This is a genomic window from Lacibacter cauensis, from assembly GCF_007830055.1.
Lineage (GTDB): Bacteria > Bacteroidota > Bacteroidia > Chitinophagales > Chitinophagaceae > Lacibacter > Lacibacter cauensis.
Genome location: NZ_VLLE01000004.1, coordinates 237,590 through 259,834, shown reverse-complemented (window position 1 = coordinate 259,834; position 22,245 = coordinate 237,590). Strand labels below are relative to the sequence as shown.

The window sequence follows — 22,245 nt, the reverse complement described above, 5'->3', positions numbered from 1 at the left end:
TTAGATTCGAGAGTGACAGGCCTGCAGCACCTTCTGTAGCAAGACCTAGCGAACTGGTAAGGTCGGAAGGGCATGTGTTTGATGGAAATGCTTCAATAAACAAATTTGCTGACGATAAATTTGATCCGGGTGAAGTTGGTATTGACACTGTCACATTTCGAATATTGGCAGGCGTTGTAAATTTATACCAAGCGTCATATTTTGTTGTACCCAGACCTGTTGTAGCAGTTGCGTTTTGTAAACTATAAGTTGTAGTAGGGCAAGAGCCGGTAACAGGCACAATGTTGAGTGCACTTGCGCACGCATTGTTAGTGCCTACTTGAGAAAATACACTAAAAGATAAGAACAGACTGATTGTGAAAGCGAATACAAGTTTCATGATATTTACAAAGGATTATTTGGATGCGACAAAAATAGAATAGATACATGTTGCCGCCTATAGGAGTTACACTCTAATATTAAGTGAAAATACGTAGAGGCTATAAGTCAGAATACGGTTAAAACGGTAGATCTGATTTGTTTATAACTATTTAGTTAGAGAGCTGCTTAATAGTATCCTCATAAAAATAAATACGTCAGTAGATAGTTTGAGCACTTAATTAATAGATGAGAGTAAAAAAACCGTAGGATTACTGTTTTTTATAGAGCATTTACTATTGTTTGCTCAATGTTTATAGCCCACCTTTGTAATGGTATACCATTATCATTTTTTCAGTAACCGTATCAAATGACAAACTATCTTAATCTAAGGAAAATTCTGTTTTTCTTATTTACATGCACTACTTACCTACAAACACAAGCACAAACTTTTATTGGAATCTCATCGGCTCCAACCGTCGATAACGGATCGCAGGGAGGAAATGGTGCAGTTTCAATAGTGCCGCCTGCCTCCATGCAGGCAGGTGATCTTGTAGTTGTGTATGCGCATTACAGAAATAACAGCGGTACTTTTTCGATTAATTCTTCTGCAGGCCAAACATGGAATGCTGGAACAACAAATAATGGAGCCAATCAAACATATTTTATTGCATGGTGTGTTTTTAATGGCACTTGGTCTGGCAACCCGGCAGTTGCACACAGTGGAAACAATAGTGGTGTGCCTTTAACTGCGGTTATGTATGTGTACAGACCTTCAACTTCAAACAGCAGATGGGGTGTAAATGTAACTCAGGTTAATTCAACTGCTAATTCTGCAACGCAGTCTATCGCTGGAGTTACAACATCTTTACCCAATACAGTTACGATGGCTTTTTGGAGCAGTGATGCGGCGCACACTTGGGGAAGTTTAACCGGAGCAGGTTGGGCGAAACCAACATTTCCATCTTCCGCCACACAGGTTAGAAACACAACCGGATCTGATATTTCACATACAGCAGCATACAAAATAATGTCTTCTGCCGGCGCCACTGGTAATGTACAGCAATCACCTTCATCTTCTGCAAATACAGTTAAAAGTATAATAAGCTGGTATGAATTATCTAACGATAATTGTAGTTATGCAACTCCTGTAACAGTTAACACTGGGGCAACTTGTTCATCAATAACTACTGCAACAACAACAGGTGCCACTCAGTCAATTGCAGGGTGTAACGGCGCCGCCGATGATGATGTATGGTTTAGCTTTATAGCTACTAATAATTTTCATACCATATCCGCCACAGGTACTGGAAGTCCGGCACTTTCAAATCCTGTTATTGAAGTTTTTTCTGCATGTGGTGGCTCAAGTATTGTTTGCTCAAATACTACAACAGGAGCAACAGAGTCATTCACATTATATGAGCTTACTGTAGGGGCTACCTATTATTATCGGGTTTATAGCAATGCAAATGGTTCCGGGCAGGGAAATTTCACAACCTGTGTTGCTACTCCAGCAGACGAAATACCTGCAAGTGTGGCAACGGGTAAAAGTTTTATCAATATAACACGTCCCGGCGGGGGAACAATTGTGCCCGGCGATGAACTCGAAATCAGAGTGTCTGTTAACGTATCCAATGCCGGCACAAATAATATCTTTCGTTTGCGATATAATGATACACTGCCAACAAATCTTACATACGTACCAGGCTCATTGAAGTTGTTGACAAATGAAGGAAAGCAATATGCGGCTTATACAGATGCTGGGGGCGATGATGCAGCAATGTATAATGGTGTCGATCGAACGATTCGTTTTAATCTGGGTCGTGATACTACAAATATGCCGAGAGGTATTGTTAGCTCTACGGCAACAGACAGTACGAGTGGCGGATATGTTCGTTCAAACACACATGCACCTCGTGGTAACGGTATGCTTGTATTGGTAACCTATCGTGTAATTGTAGATGCATCTACACCATACAATACAATTATTAATTATGGACCAGGTGCATTGCGTTATCGTAATATGCTGAATGCAGGTGGTGCAATCGATTATACGCTGGCGCCTAATAGTCTCTCATTTATCATATATCCCAATTATGGGTTGTGCGGTAATGCTACCGGTGCAAACAATGTAGGCGCAGGAAATGGTGATTTTGGATCGGGAACTGCTCATAATGGACCCAATCCGGGAGCTGCAGTTCCGGGGTATACATACCTTTCTATAACAACTGGAGCGCCAAACGATGGTATGTATAGTGTGGTAAAAAATCTTAGCCCAAGCCAAAGTACCAATCCTTATGTTGCACGACCTGAAAACCCTAATGTTGACAGGGTCTTTAGAGTGTGGGATATTATCGGTGATCATACAGGTGCTGCAGATCCGCTGGCAGGAAATCCGCCGCCTGGTAATGGTGTCAACAGCGGTTACATGCTGGCTGTAAATGCAGCGTATCAATTAAGTATTGCCAATAACCAAACCATTACAGGTCTTTGTGAAAATACATACTACGAGTTTTCGGCATGGTTCAGAAATGTGTGTAAGCGTTGTGGAAGTGATAGTTTGGGAAGAGGTGCTTCGAATTTATCTGTACCTGCAGGTTATATACCTACAGCGCCAGGCGACTCGTCGGGTGTAAAACCAAACCTGACGTTTATGATCGATGGAGTGGATTATTACACTTCGGGAGACATGGATTACATTGGTAATTACGGCCAATGGGTTAAAAAAGGGTTTGTATTTCTCACCGCTCCCGGTCAAACATCATTAACCATCTCTATTAAAAATAACGCACCTGGTGGTGGCGGAAACGATTGGGTAATGGACGATATATCGTTTGCAACCTGTTTGCCGGGTTTAGATATGCGACCATCTAATAATCCCGTTTATTGTAAAAATGGACAAGTGGATATGTCGGTTGTGGTACAATCTTTTTACAATAACTATCAATATTACCGCTGGGAACGGAGTATTGATAATGGATCGTCGTGGAACAATGCACCCCAATCTCCAAATCCACAATCATTCAGCTACACGTATAATGCACCTTATTATGTTGATACGGTTGCATATCCAAGTTTTATAGCAAATCCATCCAATAGCGGGCATAAATTCCGCATAAGAGTAGGTACAACAATTACAAATCTGGCAAACAACAGTTGTGCTGCTTACAATACTACCGATGTTATTACTGTAGGAGTTCATCCTACCTGCGATGTTTTGCCATCCGGATTTAAAAACTTTAATGGCAAGCTGAGTAATAGATATGCGCAGCTTTCGTGGGAGGTGTTTGGAGAATTACCTAACACTGTTTATGTAATAGAAAGAAGTGATAATGGTTTTTCTTTTTCTGAAGCGGGTAGTGTGGATGGTTCTTTGAAGCAGCAATATAGCTGGACAGATGATGTGCCGACACAAAGCCGATACTTTTACCGCATTAAAATGGAAACAGCAGTTGGTATAAAATATAGTGCTGTAATAATTGTAAAAGCAATTGAAAGCGGGTTCGAGGTAAGATTGCTGACAAACCCCTTTAACGACCAGATTACGCTTGAAGTAAACAGTAACAAGAACGAAAAGGCGCAATTGCAGTTGATTGATATGGCGGGAAGAGTGGTAAAAGAGCAGCAGCAACAAGTAATAGCAGGAACTAATATCATTTCTATTCGCCAGCCCGAACATTTGCAGGGGCGTGTGTTTGTTCTTAAAGTAATCGTAGGCGAAAAAGCCGTGCAAAAAATAGTAATAAAAAATCAGTAAGCAGTAAATGTTGCACGTTGCAAAAAGTAAATATGTTTTGTTGTTTACGGGTATATCTATTACTAAATATACCTAACAAAGAAAGCCTGTGTATGGTGCGTAATATGTTTTTGCCATTGGAAGCAAGTATTTAATTGCATTACATAAGCTTGAAAAAACAGTCTCGTTAAAAATAAACGCTACATGGTTTGGCTTGCTGCCTCATTCCTTAAAATTTACAAGGGTTTGAGGCAGCCTATTAGCCATATGAATCCTGTGCTCAAAAAATAAATGTAAATATGGACTTTTACGATGCGTGTTTTTACGGTATAGTTTAGAGGATTTGCTATATTTTTTTTAAGATTAATTGTGCAGCTTTGTAATGGTTTTCCATTATCCTAAGTAACAATCACTATGAAGCTATTATTTAATCTGTATCGCTCCGTATTTCTCTTTGGGCTGTTTTTTTTGCTCCCGTTTGCAAAAACATTTGCTCAAAATGAATGTGCAACTGCAATAGCTCTTACATCATCAACAGCCTGTAATAACACTAATATTAATTTAAGCAGTGCAACGGCCAGCTCAGGCATTCCTTTAGGATGTGCAGCAGCAGGAACGTACAATGATTATTGGTTCACGTTTACTGCACAAAGCACTACGCATACAATTACGCTTAGTAATCTCGGCACACGCATTACGGCACCACGAATTCAATTGTATAGCGGCAGCTGCGGGTCCTTAACATCTGTAGCTTGCTCATCATCACCCCATACTTCGTTAACACAAACAGGTTTAACAGTTGGCGCAACTTACTATGTACGAATTTCACAATATGGTGCATTTGGAGGTGCAGGAAACTACAAGGCAGATATTTGTATTACACATCCTGTTGCTCCTCCTGCAAATGATGATTGCAGCGGATCCACCTTATTAACATCGTCAACTGCATGTACAAATACGTCCTCGACATTATACTATGCTACAAGCAGCACAGGTACAATCCCAACAGGCTGTAGCGTAAGTGGAACAGTGTACGAAGTTTGGTTCAGATTTGTTGCAACAGCTACGACTCAGCGAGTAACACTTAGTAGTCTTGGTTCATCACTTACGAGTGCGAGTACTTATGTACAGATGTTTAGCAGCTCAACAGGCTTATGCGGCGGCACGCTTACTTCGTTAGGTTGCAGTGCAGCAAGTTCGCCTTTATCTGTAAGCTCACTAACAGTGGGTACTACCTATTATGTTCGTGTATTTGTTTCAAGTAATCCAATTGGTATTTCTTCAGCTGCGTATGCATTTAATATTTGCGTACAGCAAAGTGGGGGGAATGATGCTTGTGCTAACGCAATACAGTTGATAAGCAGTACAACATGTACTTCTGTTGCCGGCACATTAAATGGGGCAACATCATCCGGATCATTATTTGGTGGAAGTTGCGGAGTAGCAGGTGCAGCTGATGTTTGGTACAGTTTTGTGGCACAATCTACTAACCCCACAGTTTCATTCACAAACGGGGGAATCCCTACTGGGAATCCTGGTGCAAAAGTAGCTGCAGTACAGGTTCTTTCCGGGACATGTGCGGGTTTAACAAGTTTATATTGCAGTACGGGTACAGGAACGATTACTATTTCTACATCCGCATTAACCATTGGAACAACTTATTACGTTCGAGTTTTTTCAAACCAAACAACTACTCCAACAAGTGCCTGGACATTTTCATTGTGTGTTACCGATGCTGCATCAAACTATGCTATTGAAACTGCCAAAAGTTATGTAAACATTAGCAAGCAAAATGGAGGTGGAAGTATAACCGTAGGAGATGTGCTTGAAATCAGGGCAACTATTTCTATAACTGGTACGGATGCAACAACCCCTGTTGACAGCTTAAGTTTTCATGATACATTAAAAGCGGGAGCCGGGTTTGCTTATCAAACAGGTACACTAGCCATGCGTACGAACGAAGGGAAGATACATGGCTCAGTTAGAACTGAAGCGGCCGGCGATGATGCTGGTTTTGCTGTGAGTGCGGGTGCCGGAACGGATACAATTATTCGGTTGAATTTTGGAACGGGTGCCAGTGCTACCAGTGGTGGATCAGTGACGCTTTCACAAGATTTATCGCCTGTACCTACATATCCTAAGACTGCTGCCCATAATTATTTGGTTATGGCTACTTACAGGGTGGTCGTTAACAGAGCAGAAGGTACCAAAATTAATTTTGGAGGAGGCTCATTCCGCTATCGGGACCGTACAACAGGCGCATTCAACGTTATTTCTCTTCCCAAAGACAGTCTTGTTGTTTATGCCAGTCCGGATGTTTGTCCAAACGCTGTGTCCGCAACAAATGTTATTGGCGATGAGTATAATGGTACATTTGGTACTGCAACAGGAACCAACCAGCAAAACAGAACACCTTCTGCCAATACCAATTATGTTTTTAAAACATTTACATCGGGTACACCTAACGATAACTATTATGGTATAACAAATAATACTGCATCTGTTGGAACTGAAATAAACAGACAGTTGCCAATTCCAACTGCAAATACAAGTCGTGTGTTTGGCGTATGGGATATCAGTGGTGATCATACCGGTGCAACAGATGAAGCACGAGGTAATCCTCCGTGCGATGCATCGCAGCCGGTTAGTCCAACAAATCCTTGTGGTTATATGATGGTGTTTAATGCAGCGTATAAAACCGATACTGCATTTCAGTTTAATGTGGCGAATGCCTGCCCTAATACCTATTATGAAGTGGCTGCCTGGTTTAAAAATGTTTGTTACAAATGTGGTCAGGATTCGATGGGACGGGGGCAATGGAGCGGAACAAGTTATATTCCAACTGCTGCAAATGATACATCGGGTGTAAAGCCAAATATTGCTATTAAGGTAAACAATCTCGATTATTACAACACAGGAGATATAACCTATCAAAGTGCAGGCGTTGCCCGACTTTCAACAACGGCTGATTCAGCGAACAGATGGGTTCGCAGAGCCTTTGTTTATAAAACAGATTCTGTAACTACAAACTTTACACTCACACTTCGTAACAACGCACCGGGTGGTGGAGGTAATGATTGGGCGATCGATGATATCTCATTTAAAACCTGTTCGCCAACGTTACAAATGACACCAAATGCCAGCCAGACATTTTGTGCAAACAACCAGGTTGATATGCGTGTGTATGTAGAATCGTATTATAACATGTACCAGTATTACGAATGGGAACGAAGTACGGATGGTGGAAATACTTGGGGGGCAGCGCCGGAAGTAACCGGTCCGCAAACATTTAGTTACACCAATATGGGGAATGGTTACAGAGATACAGTCGCATATCCGCCTATTATTGCCTCATCTGCAACAAACGGCTATCGTTACCGTATTCGTGTTGCAACAACGCAAAGCGGTTTGTCTAATTCTTGTGCAGTATTTAATAGTGATGATGTGATCGTTATTAACGTAGCAAATCCGTTAAGCTGTAGTGTGTTGCCTGCCGATTTATTGAAGTTTAATGTGCAGTTGCAAAATGAAACTGCGTTTCTCTCATGGTCTGTAAAGAACGAAAACCTCAATGGTTATGAAATTGAAAGCAGTAAGGATGGTATACACTTTACTACGATTGGGTTTGTCAAGGCAAAAGCACTTACAGGAGACGAAACAAACTACACTTTCATGGACCCTACGCCTGTTTCAGGTAAAATGTACTACCGTTTAAAAATGGAGGGCAAAGTAAGTGGCAATAATAAATACAGTAATACACTTTCTGTTACGTTGTTACGCACAAACCAGTTGGAGATAAGCAATCTTGTTAATCCTTTTTCCAGCCAGGTAAACTTTCAGCTAAGTGCTTATCGAAACGAGGAAGTAGAATTGATGTTGATGGATGCGCTGGGCAAACCGGTTGCACACAAAAAAGTAACAGTTAATAAAGGAGTGAATGCTATTTCGCTTAATGTACCGCAGTACTTAGCAAAAGGATCATATTTGCTGCGTATTGTATCTGCTTCGGGTTCAATTAACAAAATTATTCAAAAACAATAATTTTAAACGGTTGCTAATAAACGGGCAATTCTGCTAAAGGCAGGCTTGCCCGTTTGCATTTAAGGTATTCACTAGTTTATTATACAAGGGTTGTTTTTGGTTGGGATAAATGTTACTACTTAGTATTCGTCAAAACAGTTTGGTTTACTACTTCTTTCTGGATGCAATTGCTAATTTGCTTTTCGGTTTACACATAACTGTAAACTGTACGTAATCCAATTCTTATGAAGAGAAGATGTCCTTTACTGGCAAGCTTTTTCTTCCTGTGCTGTTTTAGTAATCAATTCGTAAATGCTCAAGCCAACGTTCTTGTTGGAAAGAGCTTTGTAAACATTACAAGACCATCAGGTGGTACAGTTGTACCCGGTGATGTACTTGAAATACGCTTGTCCTTTTTTGTTTATAGTGGCAGCAGCAGTTACATCTACCGAACAAGATACAACGATACTATCCCCTCTAATCTTACTTATGTAAGTAATTCATTAAAGTTACTTACCAACGAGGGCAAGCAATACAAAGCTTATACCGATGCTGCAGGTGACGATCCGGCAATGTACAACAGCGCCAATAAAACAATTCGTTTTAATCTTGGAAGAGATACAGTAAATAGTGGTTATTCTTTTGCAGTTGGCAATGTAAATAGTACATCTACAGATACAACTGAAGGTGGTGGATATTTTAACCGTAGTACGCACCGGCCAAGAGCGGGCGGAGGAACTTTCGGTAATGGTATGCTATTGATTATCTCGTACAGAGTAACCGTTGATATCTCAACTCCATACAATACAATCATTACTTATGGCCCAGGTAATGTAAGATACCGAAGAGTAATTGGTGCAGGTGCTGGGTCCGATCAATTGACAGCAGTACCGAATAATTTAATGTTTATTGTGTACCCCAATTATGGGTTGTGCAGCAATGCTACCGGTTCTAATACCATTTCTGCAGGTAATGGCGATTTCAGTTCAGGCACTAATCAAAATGGGGCTAATCCCGGGGCTGCAGTGCCGGGGTATGTGTTTGGAAATATTACAGCCAGTTTTCCCGGCGATGGCAGTTATAGTGTTATTAAAAACTTAAGTCCGAATCAATTGACAGATCCTTATGTGGCCAGGCCCAATACAACTTCCGGCAATCGTGTTTTTGGTGTTTGGGATATTATTGGTGATCATACCAATGCAGCAAATCCTGTTACCGGAAATCCACCTGCTGCTTCAGGAGCAACCGGTGGTTACATGTTGGTTGTAAATTCTGCCTTGCAGTTAAGTGTTGCCAATAACCAAACAATTTCGGGTTTATGCGAAGAGACTTACTACGAATTTTCGGCTTGGTTCAGAAACGTTTGCAAACGTTGCGGCAGTGACAGCCTCGGAAATAACGCTTCAGGTACGAGCGTGCCTGCCGGTTATATTCCCACAGCTGCAGGTGATTCTTCAGGAGTAAAACCGAATCTTACGTTTCAGATCAACGGAGTAGATTATTATACAACAGGTAATATCGATTATGCATCGCCTTGGGGTGAGTGGGTAAAAAAAGGTTTTGTGTTTAAAACAGCAGCGGGACAAACATCGCTCACCATTTCTATTAAAAACAATGCGCCCGGTGGTGGTGGCAACGATTGGGCAATGGATGATATTGCATTTGCAACCTGTTTGCCAGCGTTAACCATGCGTCCGACCAATACACCTACCTATTGCATCAATAACCAGGTAGATATTTCGGTTGCAGTATCAACTTACTTCGACAATTATCTTTACTACCAATGGGAACGCAGTACAAATGGTGGTACCACTTGGGCATCGGCACCCGAGTTACCCGGCATGCAAACATTCAGCTTTACCAATTTCGGAGGAGAATTCAGAGATACAGCATTCTTGCCATCTTTTATATCAACACCTGCTTATGATGGATATAAATACAGAATTCGTGTGGCAACCACTTCTTCCAATTTAACATCGGGCAGTTGTGCTGTTTATAATGCAGTAGATATTATTACGATTGATGTAAATACCTCTTGTGATATTTTGAATATGCAAATGAAAAACGAACAGGTTCAGCTTGTGCAAAACAAAGCTGTACTGCAGTGGAATGCATTTGCAGAAAGAGGGAGCTACAAGTTTACAATTGAACATAGTACAGATGGGAGGCATTTTACGGCAATTGGTCAGCTAAACGGTACAGCAGGTTCCTGGCAAATATATCGGTTTGTTGATCCCAATCCGGTAAATGGCAAGAACTACTACCGCATAAGAATGATACCGGAAGCAGGTGCAGAAAAAATAAGCGCCACTGTTACACTTACAGAAAAAGGCCAGGAAGAATTTATGCTCACTTCTTTGGTGAATCCATTTGCAGAACAACTTCGGTTTGATTTGCAATCGCCAGGCAAAGAAATTGTAACAATACAGTTGATTGATGCTGTGGGCAAAGTAGTGTATGCAAAAAATGAAAACGTTGCAACAGGTATAAACCGGTTACAGTTAAATAATTTGCCTGTTTTGCAAAGCGGAATTTATATTCTTCGACTGCAAACAAGTTTAGGAGTAATCAATAAGCAAGTAAAAAAAGGGTAATAGCTTAATGGCTATGCTGATTATTACATCACCTGTGCATCGTCTCCTGTTTCCGAATCAGTTTCAACGGTAGTAGTTGTTTCTTCTTCGTTACGATGTTTGAAAAAACGTTTTTGAAATAACAGGATTGTAATAACACCGGTTGAAATTGATGCATCGGCAATATTAAAAATAGCCTGAAAGAAAGTAAACGGCTTGCCGCCCCAAACAGGAATCCAATCAGGTAAAATTTTATTTTCAATGATAGGGAAATAAAGCATATCAACTACATGCCCGTGCAGAAAAGATGAATAACCTTTACCTGTTGCTTTGGCTAAACCATCATAACCAAAATAACTGTCTGTCGCTGCATTATACACCATGCCTTTATCGAAGATCATTCCATAAAACAAACTGTCGATGAGGTTGCCCAATGCGCCTGCATAAATTAAAGCTGCACAGATTATAAACCCTTTGTGGTAGTTCTGCTTTACAATTTTTACCAGATACCAACTGCCGAAAATAACAGCACCCAGGCGGAAAAGCGTTAATGCCATTTTTGCCCACTCGCTATTGCCCAGCTTCCAGCCATAAGCCATGCCTGCATTTTCGATAAAGTATAAACGGAACCAGCGGCCAAGAATGAACTTCTCATCCTGGTAGAGCATGTTTGTTTTGATCCAGATTTTTAAACCTTGATCTGCAAAAAGAATAATCAGAATGATAAAAATTACGTAGCGAAGTCTCACGAATTTGAATTTTTTAGTTGACAAAGATAGGGAGTTGAAAACAAGGAGCTGAAGCTGGCTTATTCTTCAAAATAAACCCTCTTTACCCGTTGGTTAATACCCGTCATCACCTCATAAGCGATGGTGCCGCTTTGTTTAGCTACCGTTGTAACCGATAGCTGCGGACCAAACACAATTACTTCATCACCTTCTTTCACATCAGTAAGGTCAGTTATATCCAACATCGTCATATCCATACATACAGTTCCAATAACAGGTGCTTTTTGTCCGTGTACCAGCATGTGCCCAATACCGTTACCTAAGTTGCGTGGATAGCCGTCGGCATAACCAATGCGGACGGTTGCAATAACAGATGGCTTTGTAATAATACCACGACGATTATAACCAACTGTTTCGCCAGGTTGCAGCTGTTTAATTTGTGCGATGGTTGTTTTAAGCGTGAGTGCTTCTTCCAGCTGTAATTTAACTGCTGCAGGACTGATACCATACATGCCAATGCCCAGCCGTACCATATCGTATTGTAATTGCGGGTGACGGATAGTGCCACTTGAATTATCGAGATGTTTCAGGAATGAATAACCCAGCGATGTTTCAAGATAACGGCAGGCATCATCAAACAAGCTGGCTTGTTGTAAAGTAAACGCATCTTCTGAAGGATCTTCACTCGCAGCTAAATGGCTGAACACCGATTGTACACTGAAAATGGGTTGACGGGTTAGTACAGCAACCAGTTCTTGCAACTCCGACGGCATAAAGCCAAGCCGATGCATACCGGTATCGATTTTAATGTGTACCGGATAGCTGTTGATGCCTTCTTTTTCGAGAAAGCTTTCGAACGCATGGAGTATAGAAAACGAAAATAATTCTGGTTCAAGATTGTAATCAATCAACGCATCAAACGTAACCGGTTCTGGATTCATTACCATAATTGGTAAGCTGATGCCCGCTTTACGCAAGGCCACACCTTCATCTGTAAACGCTACAGCCAGGTAGTCTGCTTTCATAAACTGCAGCAGATTCGCAATTTCGTAACTGCCGCTGCCGTAGGAAAAAGCTTTCACCATTGCCATGATTTTCGTTGATGGCTTCAACAATTGCTGGTGTGCACGGATGTTGCGAGTAATGGCGCTCAGGTTTATTTCGAGTACAGTCTGATGTGTTTTTTGTTCGAGCAGTTGTGCAATACTGTCCAGTTCAAATACACGTGCGCCTTTGAGTAAAATGGTTTCATTTTGAAAAGGAATACTGTCGATCTGTTGCTCCAACGCAGCAGTGCTATCGAAACTCATGCTGCTGATGGCAGCACTCAGTTGCGGAACGAGTAATGCTTTAGTACGTGGCCCAACTGTAAGCAAACGTTGTACATGATGTTGCTGTAATAACTCTGCAATGGAGCGATAAGTAGCAACTTCCTGCTCAGCTGTTAACTGAAAGTCGGATAAAATGACCGTGCGTTGTACGTGCTGCCCTTGCTGTTGCAGCATGTTGAGTGCAATGGTGAGTGAACTCAAATCGGCACTGTAACTGTCGTTGATGATGGTTGTATTGTGAATGCCGCTTTTTAATTCCAATCGAAGACTTACAGGGCGCAGCTGTAAAAATTTTTCCTGAACACGTTGCAAAGGCACTTGTAAGTACATGCAAACAGCCAAACAGGTAATCGCATTTTCAATAGACGCATCATCAACAAAAGGAATGGTAATGCTATTTGTAGTTACACCGGCACTGAACGTAATGGTAGTTTCTGATAAGTGCTTGTTGATTGTTTGTATAACAAGCGGGTTACCTGCAGCAAACCCCCAGCTGTAAACTGCAATATTATTAAGAGAAAGCGGTTGCAGTTTTTCTGTTGAAAAGATAACTGTTTCTGCAGACGAAAAAAGCTTTTGTTTTTCATTGAGTTTTTCTGCAGCATCAGCAAACCCTTCTGCGTGCGCTTCGCCAATATTGGTTAGTATGCCGATTGTTGGAGCAATGATTTGTTGCAGCGCTTCCATTTCATGCTTCTGCGAAATACCCGCTTCAAAAATGGCCAATGTATGTTGAGGTTGCATTTGCCATACACTTAAAGGCACACCTACCTGCGAGTTATAGCTTTTGGGACTACGTACAATGCTGTAGTGCTCGTTCAGCAATTGATACAGCCATTCTTTCACAATTGTTTTTCCGTTACTGCCGGTAATGCCAATTACAGGAATAGCAAACCTTCTGCGATGATAGGCCGCCAGTTGCTGTAGTGCTTTTAATGTATCTGTAACAAGTAAAAATGATGCTTCAGGAAAAAGCCTGGTGTCGATTTCTTTTTGTATAGCAAAACAACGAACACCTTTGTTGTAAGCTTCTTTAATAAAATCATGTCCATCTCTCCGGTTGGTTGTTATTGCAAAGAACAATGCAGCAGTAGGATGAATAACACGACGGCTATCGATGAGTAAATGCTCAACATAACTGTTACCCGCAGCCTGCTGTACAATGCGGGCCTGCATAATTTCGGCAACAAGTTGAATGTTATAATGAAGCATACACAATAAATGTTATGGTCTGTTAGGCGGTGTACCTTTCTTTTTATGATAGATGGAATACAAAATTGATCCGCCGATACAAGCAACAATAACTACTAACGACAGAATTACCTGGCTGGGTTTGTCGATAACAGTACCAATCAATTCTTCGCCCAGCATTTTAATACCGATGAACACCAGTACAATGGCAATGCCTTGTTGCAGAAAATCGAATTTGCTTACTGCACCACGCAACAGGAAGAACAAGGAACGTAAACCCAGCACCGCAAATACATTGGATGTATAGATTACCAATGCAGCATGATCGCTCTTACGATCAACAATACCCATTACTGCCGGTATAGAATCGAGTGCAAAAACGATATCAGTTGTTGCCAACATTACTACTACAACAAACAGAGCGGTGTATACCGGTTTGCCGTGTTGCTTAATACGGTATTTGCCATGTCCATCCTCCATGGTAATAGGCAGAAATTTTTTCAGGAAGAGATATACGCTGCTCTCTTTCGGATCAAACTCCTCTTCCTGGTTGGTTGTAAACATTTTAAAACCGGTATAAACGAGGAATGCACCAAAGATGTAGAGAATCCAATGGAAACGATTCACCAGTTCAACACCCAGTGTAATAAACACCACACGGAATAGAATAGCCATCAATACACCTATAAGCAGTACACGTGGGATGTATTGTTCTTTTACTTTAAAGAAGCTGAAGATGAGTACGAATACAAAAATGTTATCGATACTGAGGCTCCACTCCATTAAGTAGGCGCTCACATATTCCAATGCGGCCTGCTTTCCGTCTTCGTACCACATAAAGGCACCAAAGCCAAGGGCAAGAATAACCCAGAAGATAGTTTGTTTTAAGGCCTGGCCTGTTGTAAGTGTTGCTGATTTTTTGCTTAATAAACCAAGATCGAATACAATAGCCAGCAACAGTACAATGCCGAAAACGAGATACGTAATTTGAGTTGGAGTCATTCTTATATAATTCTGATGTAAAGAGTTGCTATGCTTTTTTGCTGTATGTTTTTTTACGCCATTGCATGTACAAAATGCCACTGATAATAACTAACAAAACAGGTACAGCAATATTTATGAGTTGCCACATTGTACGTTGCTCGCTTACTTTTTGCGGGTTCAGCAAACGCAATGCTACATCTTTATTGCGCAAAGCAACAATGCCCGCATTGCCTGTCATGTATTCCAGTGTGTTTTGTAAAAAAGCTTTGTTTGCAAAACTACGTTCCTGTACACGGCTGTAACCCATTGTAAAAGGCTCCTGTTTGGTAAAGCTGTTTAGTACAGCATCGCCATCGCCAATAACAAGTTGTTGTGTTGGCTCATCACTTTGTGTTTTAAACGAACCATAAGCTGTTGTAAAGTACTGGCGCATTTCGGCTGATGCCCTGTTGCCATACAAGCTGTTGAAACGGCCTTCGAGTAAAACAGCTGCAGGTAAATTCTTTTTTGTATACAGTTTGGGATCTTCGATGGTTTGTAATTCCTGTAAACTTACAATAGCGGGTGTACTTACAAACTTTGCATTTTCGCTGGAGGTTAGTAAAATACTTTTGGTGATGCCATCTGCTTTAACCGTATCGAGTGTATTCGTAAACTGTGTTAATACCGGCTCGAGGTTTTTGGTAATAGGATGATTGCCGGTTGCGGTAAGCAACGGATAATAGTTAAACGGCACATCGGCCAACTGCGGCTGACCACCGGCGTTACCTACCACCAGTTTGCTTAGATCGCATTGCATATCCTGTAACAGATCACGGTTAATGCGTACGCCGTATTTGAATAACAGATCATCCAGGTTTAATCCACGGTCGTATGCGAGGGTTTGTGCCACAAATGCAAGGCTGTCTTTTTCTGCATGCAACATATCTAGAAACCACAATACTTTACCACCCTGCATAACGTATTGATCGATCTTCATCTTTACAGAATCAGAAAAACCAATGGAAGGTTTTACAATAAGAATTGCAGATAATTCTTTGGGTATAACCGTTGTTTTAGAAGGATCAACAATGCGGAACTGATAATCGGCATCCAGTGTTTGGACAAGGTCAAATGTTTCGGGGCCCATTGGTTCGCCATTGCCGGTAAGGTAGCCGATAAACGGTTTTTGCTTACGCTGAATTTTTTCAATGGCATCGGCAAACTTAAACTCCAGTAAGGCTTCTGCATTGCTGATGCTTTTGGCTTCGTCGGTAACCAAACTTCCCGTTAACGGATCACGGCTGTATTCTGTTTTGCCACTCAACAGATCTATTGAAATAACTCGACCTCCTTTACGCACCAACGCCGATGGATAAATAACACGTTGTGTTTTGGCTTCTTCTTTTTCCTGCACTTCCAGTGTGTAGGGTAAAATACCCAACGCTTTCAAGGAATCGGCCATCATCTGCTGAATTACTTCTTCACGAAAATTTGCTTTCGTTTGCATAAGACTGTCTACATTCACCCCGTTCATCTGCAATTCTTTTACTACCTCTGTAAACATGAAGTTCTTTGCCTCATCATTAAACATCTCATCAACCGACTTATAGTTGATCTGCAGTTTACCACGACTGAATTCTTTCATTTCATTCAGCAAATCGTTGGTGCTGTTGCGCAGCTTACGGAACGAAGAACGAAAATCGCCTTTCAGAAAAACATCCACTTCTATAGTGGTATCAATATTCTTAAGCAGCGCTTTTGTTTGTGGCGAAAGTGAATAGCGCTGTTCGGCAGTAAGATCCCAACGTGTACGCAGCGAAGAAGCAAGTAAGTTGGTAACAATTAACGCCAACAGTACAATTGCCCAACTGTATTTCGAAGATAAAAGTCTGTTCATTACTGCTTAGTTTTTTCGGCCGATGCGTTGAATGGTGATGAATAAAGTAAAGCAAATGATGCTGAGGAAATAAATCAAATCACGACTGTCGATTACACCTTTCGATAAACTGCGGTAATGAAATTCCATACCAATCGTTTCAACAATATAATCTGCGCCGGTGCCAACCAGCTTACTCAATGCACCAAAGCCGCTGTACAATGCAAAGCATAAAAACGCACTCAGCAAAAAGGCTACAACCGGGTTGTCGGTAAAACTGCTGCTGCACAAACCAATAGCTGTAAACGCTGCCGATAAAAAAAGTAAACCAATGTAGGAGCCGGTAATGCCGCCCATGTCCAGCACTGTTCCTTCGGCACTCATGGCTTTAATGGTAAAGAGATAGGTGAGTGTGGGCAGTAACGCAATCAGTACAACGATCAACGAAGCAATGAATTTGCCCATTACAATTTGTCTTGCAGTAAGCGGCCTGGTAAAGAGTATTTCTAAGGTGCCAGCCCGTTTTTCGTCGGGGAACAGGCGCATGGTTACAGCAGGAATGAGTAACAGCAAGATGTAAGGTGCAAGGCTAAAAAAGTTTTCCAGCGTGGCATAACCATAGTCGAGTATGTTAAAGCTCGAAAAGACAAAGAGGAACAAACCGTTCAACAGTAAAAACAGAATGATGGTGATGTACCCCGTAAGATTGCTGAAAAACTGGCGGAATTCTTTTTTGCAAATGGCCCACATAGAGTTGCAAAAATAACGGAATAAAGCAGACGAAGCAGAGCAGATCCCGGGCTTTTGGCTTTCCTTTTAGATACACAGGTTTAGCAGCATTTCTTTACCTGCAATAGTTGGTTTGGACCTGACAAAAAAAGTAGGAATTGCTATGACGATCTGATTTGAAATATTATCTTTCGTAACTCCTTTGAAAAGCCGTCATTACCTACCTGTAAGAAGCTAACCATAAATAACCAAGGTATATGACGAAAAACATCCTAACACCGACACTGCTTTCGTTTATAATTGTCTTTAATGCGCATGCACAGGTTGCAGGCGATTTTCAAAGCAAGAACACTTCTGGTAATTGGAGCGATTTCAACTCGTGGAATGTATATAACGGTTCAGGCTGGCAACCTGCAACAGCAGGACAATTGCCAACTGCTGTAACGGCCGTTTACGTACAGGTGGGGCATACCGTTACCGTTGACAATACATCAGCCGTTTGCAATGATCTCTCTATTTCCAACGGAGGAACTACAGGTAGGCTGGCCTTTGCTGCAACGGGTACTTTAAACGTTAAAGGTACAATTACGCTTAATAGTTCCGGATCGAATTATTTTTCGCCATGGGCTGCGGGAGGTAAATTGATTTTTTCGGGATCGGGTAGCCAGGGGATTATCGGGTTAACGGCTGGCAGCGTATTTGTTCAGGTTGAAATTAATAAGCCGTCGGGAGCTGTTACAACAAGTACAAATTTCCGTTTTGAAAATTTTACACTTACTGCAGGCGACTTTATTGTAGGAACGGGTAACGAAATGCAGGGAGTTTCTTCAACTTCTGCTATTACTATCAATGGCGGATCGTGGACTCAGGTTGCAGGAACTACAAGAATTAATGTTGCAGGTGTTGCAGGTTCACCTATTGGTCCTTTAGTTATTAATGGAGGTTCGATGACTTTGGCTACATCAAACACAACAGGTGGATTTAATTTTTCTTCTATTGCAGTAACAAACAACGGCACACTCAACCTGAATAATTTCAACGGAAATATTTCAATCACTAATTCTTTAGGTGTTGATGCTGCCAGTACATTGAACATTGCGTTACCAAATTTCATATTGCCTGCTTCTGTTAATTTTAGCGGGGTAGTAAATTATAATCATACAGGTGCACAAACAATTCCCGCAGCAGCCTATACGTATTTAAGAATTAGCGGTTCAGGCGTAAAGACTTTAGGAGCAGGAACAACGTCTATTCCTGCAAATGGGATACTCGAAATGAGCGGAGTTGCTCCTTCACCTACTTTGGCGCTTGGCGGAAATACGCTTGCTGTTTCATCCGATGCTACTACTTTAATTTACGCTTCCGCTGCTGCACAAACAGCTACTGCTAATGAATGGAATTCTGGTTTTTATAACGTGGTCATCAATAATGCTTCGGGCGTTTCCATGGCAGGATTAAGCCGGTCAATTAGTGGTACGCTTACGTTAACTTCCGGCACTTTCAATATCGGTGCAGCTGGTTCGCTAACATTAGATGGGGCTGCATTGGTACGCACAGCCGGCTTTTTAAGCGGCACAAATACAAGTGATTTTACTGTTACCGGAACAGCAGGAGGTGTGGTTTCAATTCCGCAGTCGGGGAACATTGCATTACGCAATGTAACTATTGGCGGAACAAGAACAGTTCTGTTAAATGGAATTAACGCCATTAACCTGAGCGGTGTTTTTTCAATCGGTTCAACTGCAATAGTTGATAATGGAGGAGAGAGTCAGCTACTGCAAAATACAGGCGGCAGTATTGTCATTGACGGACGATTTATTACCCGTGATGCAGAGGGTTTTACCGGCACAGGTGCAGCCATACCCGGCATTACGCCAGTGCTTAATACCGGTTGTACTATTGAATACGGGTTGTTGGGCAACCAGGTTTTTAATGCACGTTCCGATTATAAAAATCTTGTTTTTTCTGGCAGCGGAAGGAAAACGTTGAGCAGCGGATGTATACCAACAGGAACTGTTTTTATAACAGGTGATGCCATTTTGGAAACGCTCAATTTTACATTTGGCGATATGACGACGAACCTTGCAATGGATGGAGGTCGTTTTCGATTGGCAGGAACAGGAACGAAACCGGATATACAGGGAACGTATAGTTTAACCGGTGGTGTAATTGAATTTTTCGGAGGTACTCCGGCAACCAGTCAAACTATTCGTGGTTCTGCGTCTATTTATTATTACAATATTGAAATAAACAGTGCTTATGTTGCCAATTCAAATGGAAACATTAACCTCGCAGCAGGCGGTTCGTTTGTAATAAAAAGCGGCGCTGTTTTTACAATTAACGACGAATCGATTACCGGTTCAACGGGCATGCAAACAGTAACGATAGAAACAGGTGCCCGGTTTGTATGTGGCGATGCAGATGGGTTTAGTGGTGGCTCAGGAACAACTTCCACGTCTATTCGTTCTGATGTTGAAAATATTCATCTTGCACTGGGTAGTACGATTGAGTATGCAAGAACTTCAGCCCAGGTTTTTTCTGCGAGGTCCGATTACAAAAATGTAATTATCAGTGGGGGTGGTGAGAAAACGTTGAATGGCCCGTCAATGATCAATGGAATCTTAACGTTAACAAGTGGACTTGTTACGACTACTTCAGCGAACCTGCTTACATTATCTGCAACCGCTACTTGTCCAGAAGGAGGTAATTCACTTTCCTTCGTAAACGGACCCATGACCAAAATAGGAAACAGTGCATTTGTTTTTCCGGTTGGCAAGCCTGAGTTGAGCGGATCGGCAGGAGGAGGATTTCGGTTAATGGGTATTTCAGCACCAGTGCAAATAACTGATGCATTTACTGCTGAGTTTATTGTGGGAAGCGCTACTGCATTAGGCCCTATCAGTGCGGCGGCTGCTTCTGCCGGTTTAACAAGGGTGAGCCGCTGTGAGTATTGGAAGTTGGATCGTACAGCGGGTAGTTCATCGGTAAATGTTACTTTATCCTGGAATGCCCGAAGCAATTGCAATGTGTCGTATGTGTCGAGCCTGCCCGATTTGGCTATTGCGCACTTTAATACATCAAGTAATAGCTGGGATGCATTTGGTGCAGACAGTTGGACCGGAGATGTAACGGCCGGAACCGTAACCTGGAATAATGTTTCAGCGTTCAGTCCGTTTTCATTGGCCAGTACCGATTTTTTGGAAAACTTACTGCCAGTAGGTGTGTCAGACTTTCAAGCCAGGTCCCGTTCAACCGACATTCTTTTGAACTGGAGCATGAATAGCCCTACTGAACCCTCCTATTTCGAACTTGAAAAAGGTAAAAATGGTTTTTCATTTCAACTCTTTAAAAAAGTAATTCCTCAATCTGGAAGCTTTACGAAGTTGTATACTGAATTTGACGGCCAGCCGTTTAACGGCTGGAATTACTATCGATTGCGTACTGTTGATAAGCAGGGAGGGGTAACCCTATCGCCAGTCATAAAAGTATGGTTTGGGTCAAATCAGCAAGTGAAGATCAGTCCAAATCCGGCCACGGAAAAAATTGTCATATTTTTTTCACAGCCAAGCAGCATAACCGAAATTGCTATTGTCAATATATCCGGTCAGGTGTTGCAACGCATACCGGCTATTCAGTTTAATAACGAGGTTAATATTTCTCACTTGCAAGCGGGAATGTATTATGTTCAAATAATGGGTAAGAACGGGCTTACCACAACTAGTTTTATTAAACAATAAAGACCCGAAACCAACTGCTGAAAAAATCCCCTCCAAAAGAGGGGGTTTTGTTTTAATCAAATTCCGTAAATAAAGTAAAGGGTTAAACTGCAAAACTTTCACCGCAGCCGCAGGTACGACTGGCATTGGGGTTGTTAAAGTGGAAACCCTTTCCGTTTAAACCATCGCTAAAGTCGAGCGTGGTGTTATAGAGATACAGAAAGCTCTTCATATCGGTAACCACCTTTACGCCTTTATCTTCAAATACCTGGTCGTTCGGCTTGCTTTCATTGTCGAAATCGAGTTTATAACTTAATCCGCTGCATCCACCACCAACAACACTTACACGGAGAAAATAGGAAGCATCTTCACCAACATTTGCCTTCTGCATCAGCTCGGCAACTTTCTCTTTTGCTTTTTCTGTAACAAAAATCATAACACAGGTTTTAAATCAATGATCAATACACAGGCCAGTAAACCGGTAGCTGCCGTATTGGCTGTAAAATTAACTAAAATGCATGTCATGCCTGTCTCACTTTTTTGCGTGCTGTTGAGATAGTAAATTGCTGAAAATTGATTGTTATGCTGAATATTGAACACATTGGAATTGCAGTAAAAAGTCTGGATATATCTGTTCCGCTTTTTGAAAAACTATTGAACACTACCTGTTACAAAACCGAAGCGGTAGCATCAGAGGCGGTGAAAACGGCTTTTTTTAAGCAGGGTGAAACGAAGGTTGAACTTTTGGAAAGCACCTCGGCAGATAGTGTTATTGCAAAATTTATTGAAAAGAAGGGTGAGGGTATGCATCATATTGCCTTTGAAGTAGCAGATATTTATGCAGAGATGAAGCGGTTACAAAACGAGGGCTTTGTACTGCTAAATGAAACTCCAAAGAATGGGGCCGATGATAAACTCGTTTGTTTTCTTCATCCTAAATCAACAAATGGCTTATTGGTAGAGTTGTGCCAGGAAAAAAAATAGCCGCTTTGCAGCAGCTATTTTTATATGTGGATTGTAAG

The 22,245-nt window shown here is 41.6% G+C and carries 11 protein-coding genes; 5 read left to right on the top strand and 6 right to left on the bottom strand.

Annotation, left to right across the window (positions count from 1 at the left end; genetic code table 11):
* Positions 1-727: 727 nt before the first annotated feature.
* The 3 genes from IQ13_RS11230 (at position 728) to IQ13_RS11220 (ending at position 10,707) form a co-directional block, all read left to right on the top strand.
* Positions 728-4,114 (top strand): T9SS type A sorting domain-containing protein, encoded by a 3,387-nt coding sequence (locus IQ13_RS11230; RefSeq protein ID WP_144886471.1) that lies wholly within the window; start codon positions 728-730, stop codon positions 4,112-4,114.
* Between the two features lie 393 nt (positions 4,115-4,507).
* Positions 4,508-8,134, top strand: a complete 3,627-nt coding sequence (locus tag IQ13_RS11225) for a T9SS type A sorting domain-containing protein (protein ID WP_144886470.1) — start codon at positions 4,508-4,510, stop codon at positions 8,132-8,134.
* Positions 8,135-8,358: 224 nt separating this feature from the next.
* Positions 8,359-10,707, top strand: coding sequence for a T9SS type A sorting domain-containing protein (locus IQ13_RS11220; RefSeq protein WP_144886469.1), 2,349 nt, complete (start codon positions 8,359-8,361; stop codon positions 10,705-10,707).
* 23 nt (positions 10,708-10,730) lie between these two features.
* On the opposite strand, the gene IQ13_RS11215 is transcribed toward IQ13_RS11220, so the two are convergent.
* The 5 genes from IQ13_RS11215 to gldF are packed head-to-tail and all read right to left on the bottom strand — an operon-like array spanning position 10,731 to position 17,528.
* Entirely contained in the window at positions 10,731-11,435 is a 705-nt protein-coding gene (locus IQ13_RS11215) for a lipoprotein signal peptidase (RefSeq protein WP_144886468.1), read from the bottom strand.
* A 59-nt stretch (positions 11,436-11,494) separates the two neighbouring features.
* Positions 11,495-13,957 (bottom strand): bifunctional UDP-N-acetylmuramoyl-tripeptide:D-alanyl-D-alanine ligase/alanine racemase, encoded by a 2,463-nt coding sequence (locus tag IQ13_RS11210; protein ID WP_144886467.1) that lies wholly within the window; start codon positions 13,955-13,957, stop codon positions 11,495-11,497.
* Between the two features lie 12 nt (positions 13,958-13,969).
* Positions 13,970-14,938, bottom strand: a complete 969-nt coding sequence (locus tag IQ13_RS11205) for a TerC/Alx family metal homeostasis membrane protein (protein ID WP_144886466.1) — start codon at positions 14,936-14,938, stop codon at positions 13,970-13,972.
* A 28-nt stretch (positions 14,939-14,966) separates the two neighbouring features.
* Positions 14,967-16,799, bottom strand: coding sequence for a gliding motility-associated ABC transporter substrate-binding protein GldG (gene gldG, locus IQ13_RS11200; protein WP_144886465.1), 1,833 nt, complete (start codon positions 16,797-16,799; stop codon positions 14,967-14,969).
* A 6-nt stretch (positions 16,800-16,805) separates the two neighbouring features.
* A complete protein-coding gene (gldF, locus tag IQ13_RS11195; RefSeq protein ID WP_144886464.1) occupies positions 16,806-17,528 on the bottom strand; it encodes a gliding motility-associated ABC transporter permease subunit GldF in 723 nt (240 codons plus the stop codon).
* A gap of 236 nt (positions 17,529-17,764) precedes the next feature.
* On the opposite strand from gldF, the gene IQ13_RS11190 reads away from it, so the two are divergent.
* Positions 17,765-21,244: a T9SS type A sorting domain-containing protein gene (locus tag IQ13_RS11190; protein WP_144886463.1), complete on the top strand. Its 3,480-nt coding sequence runs from the start codon at positions 17,765-17,767 to the stop codon at positions 21,242-21,244.
* A gap of 82 nt (positions 21,245-21,326) precedes the next feature.
* Here the strand turns inward: IQ13_RS11190 and IQ13_RS11185 are convergent, their stop codons facing one another.
* Positions 21,327-21,659: a HesB/IscA family protein gene (locus tag IQ13_RS11185; RefSeq protein ID WP_144886462.1), complete on the bottom strand. Its 333-nt coding sequence runs from the start codon at positions 21,657-21,659 to the stop codon at positions 21,327-21,329.
* A 146-nt stretch (positions 21,660-21,805) separates the two neighbouring features.
* Here IQ13_RS11185 and mce point away from each other — a divergent pair, with 146 nt between their 5' ends.
* Positions 21,806-22,207 (top strand): methylmalonyl-CoA epimerase, encoded by a 402-nt coding sequence (mce, locus tag IQ13_RS11180; RefSeq protein ID WP_144886461.1) that lies wholly within the window; start codon positions 21,806-21,808, stop codon positions 22,205-22,207.
* Positions 22,208-22,245: the final 38 nt, after the last annotated feature.

Coding starts and splice junctions, on each gene's coding strand:
- IQ13_RS11230 (WP_144886471.1), top strand. CDS start 728: ATGACAAACTATCTTAATCTAAGGAAAATTCTGTTTTTCTTATTTACA.
- IQ13_RS11225 (WP_144886470.1), top strand. CDS start 4,508: ATGAAGCTATTATTTAATCTGTATCGCTCCGTATTTCTCTTTGGGCTG.
- IQ13_RS11220 (WP_144886469.1), top strand. CDS start 8,359: ATGAAGAGAAGATGTCCTTTACTGGCAAGCTTTTTCTTCCTGTGCTGT.
- IQ13_RS11210 (WP_144886467.1), bottom strand. CDS start 13,957: ATGCTTCATTATAACATTCAACTTGTTGCCGAAATTATGCAGGCCCGC.
- IQ13_RS11205 (WP_144886466.1), bottom strand. CDS start 14,938: ATGACTCCAACTCAAATTACGTATCTCGTTTTCGGCATTGTACTGTTG.
- gldG (WP_144886465.1), bottom strand. CDS start 16,799: ATGAACAGACTTTTATCTTCGAAATACAGTTGGGCAATTGTACTGTTG.
- gldF (WP_144886464.1), bottom strand. CDS start 17,528: ATGTGGGCCATTTGCAAAAAAGAATTCCGCCAGTTTTTCAGCAATCTT.
- IQ13_RS11190 (WP_144886463.1), top strand. CDS start 17,765: ATGACGAAAAACATCCTAACACCGACACTGCTTTCGTTTATAATTGTC.
- IQ13_RS11185 (WP_144886462.1), bottom strand. CDS start 21,659: ATGATTTTTGTTACAGAAAAAGCAAAAGAGAAAGTTGCCGAGCTGATG.
- mce (WP_144886461.1), top strand. CDS start 21,806: ATGCTGAATATTGAACACATTGGAATTGCAGTAAAAAGTCTGGATATA.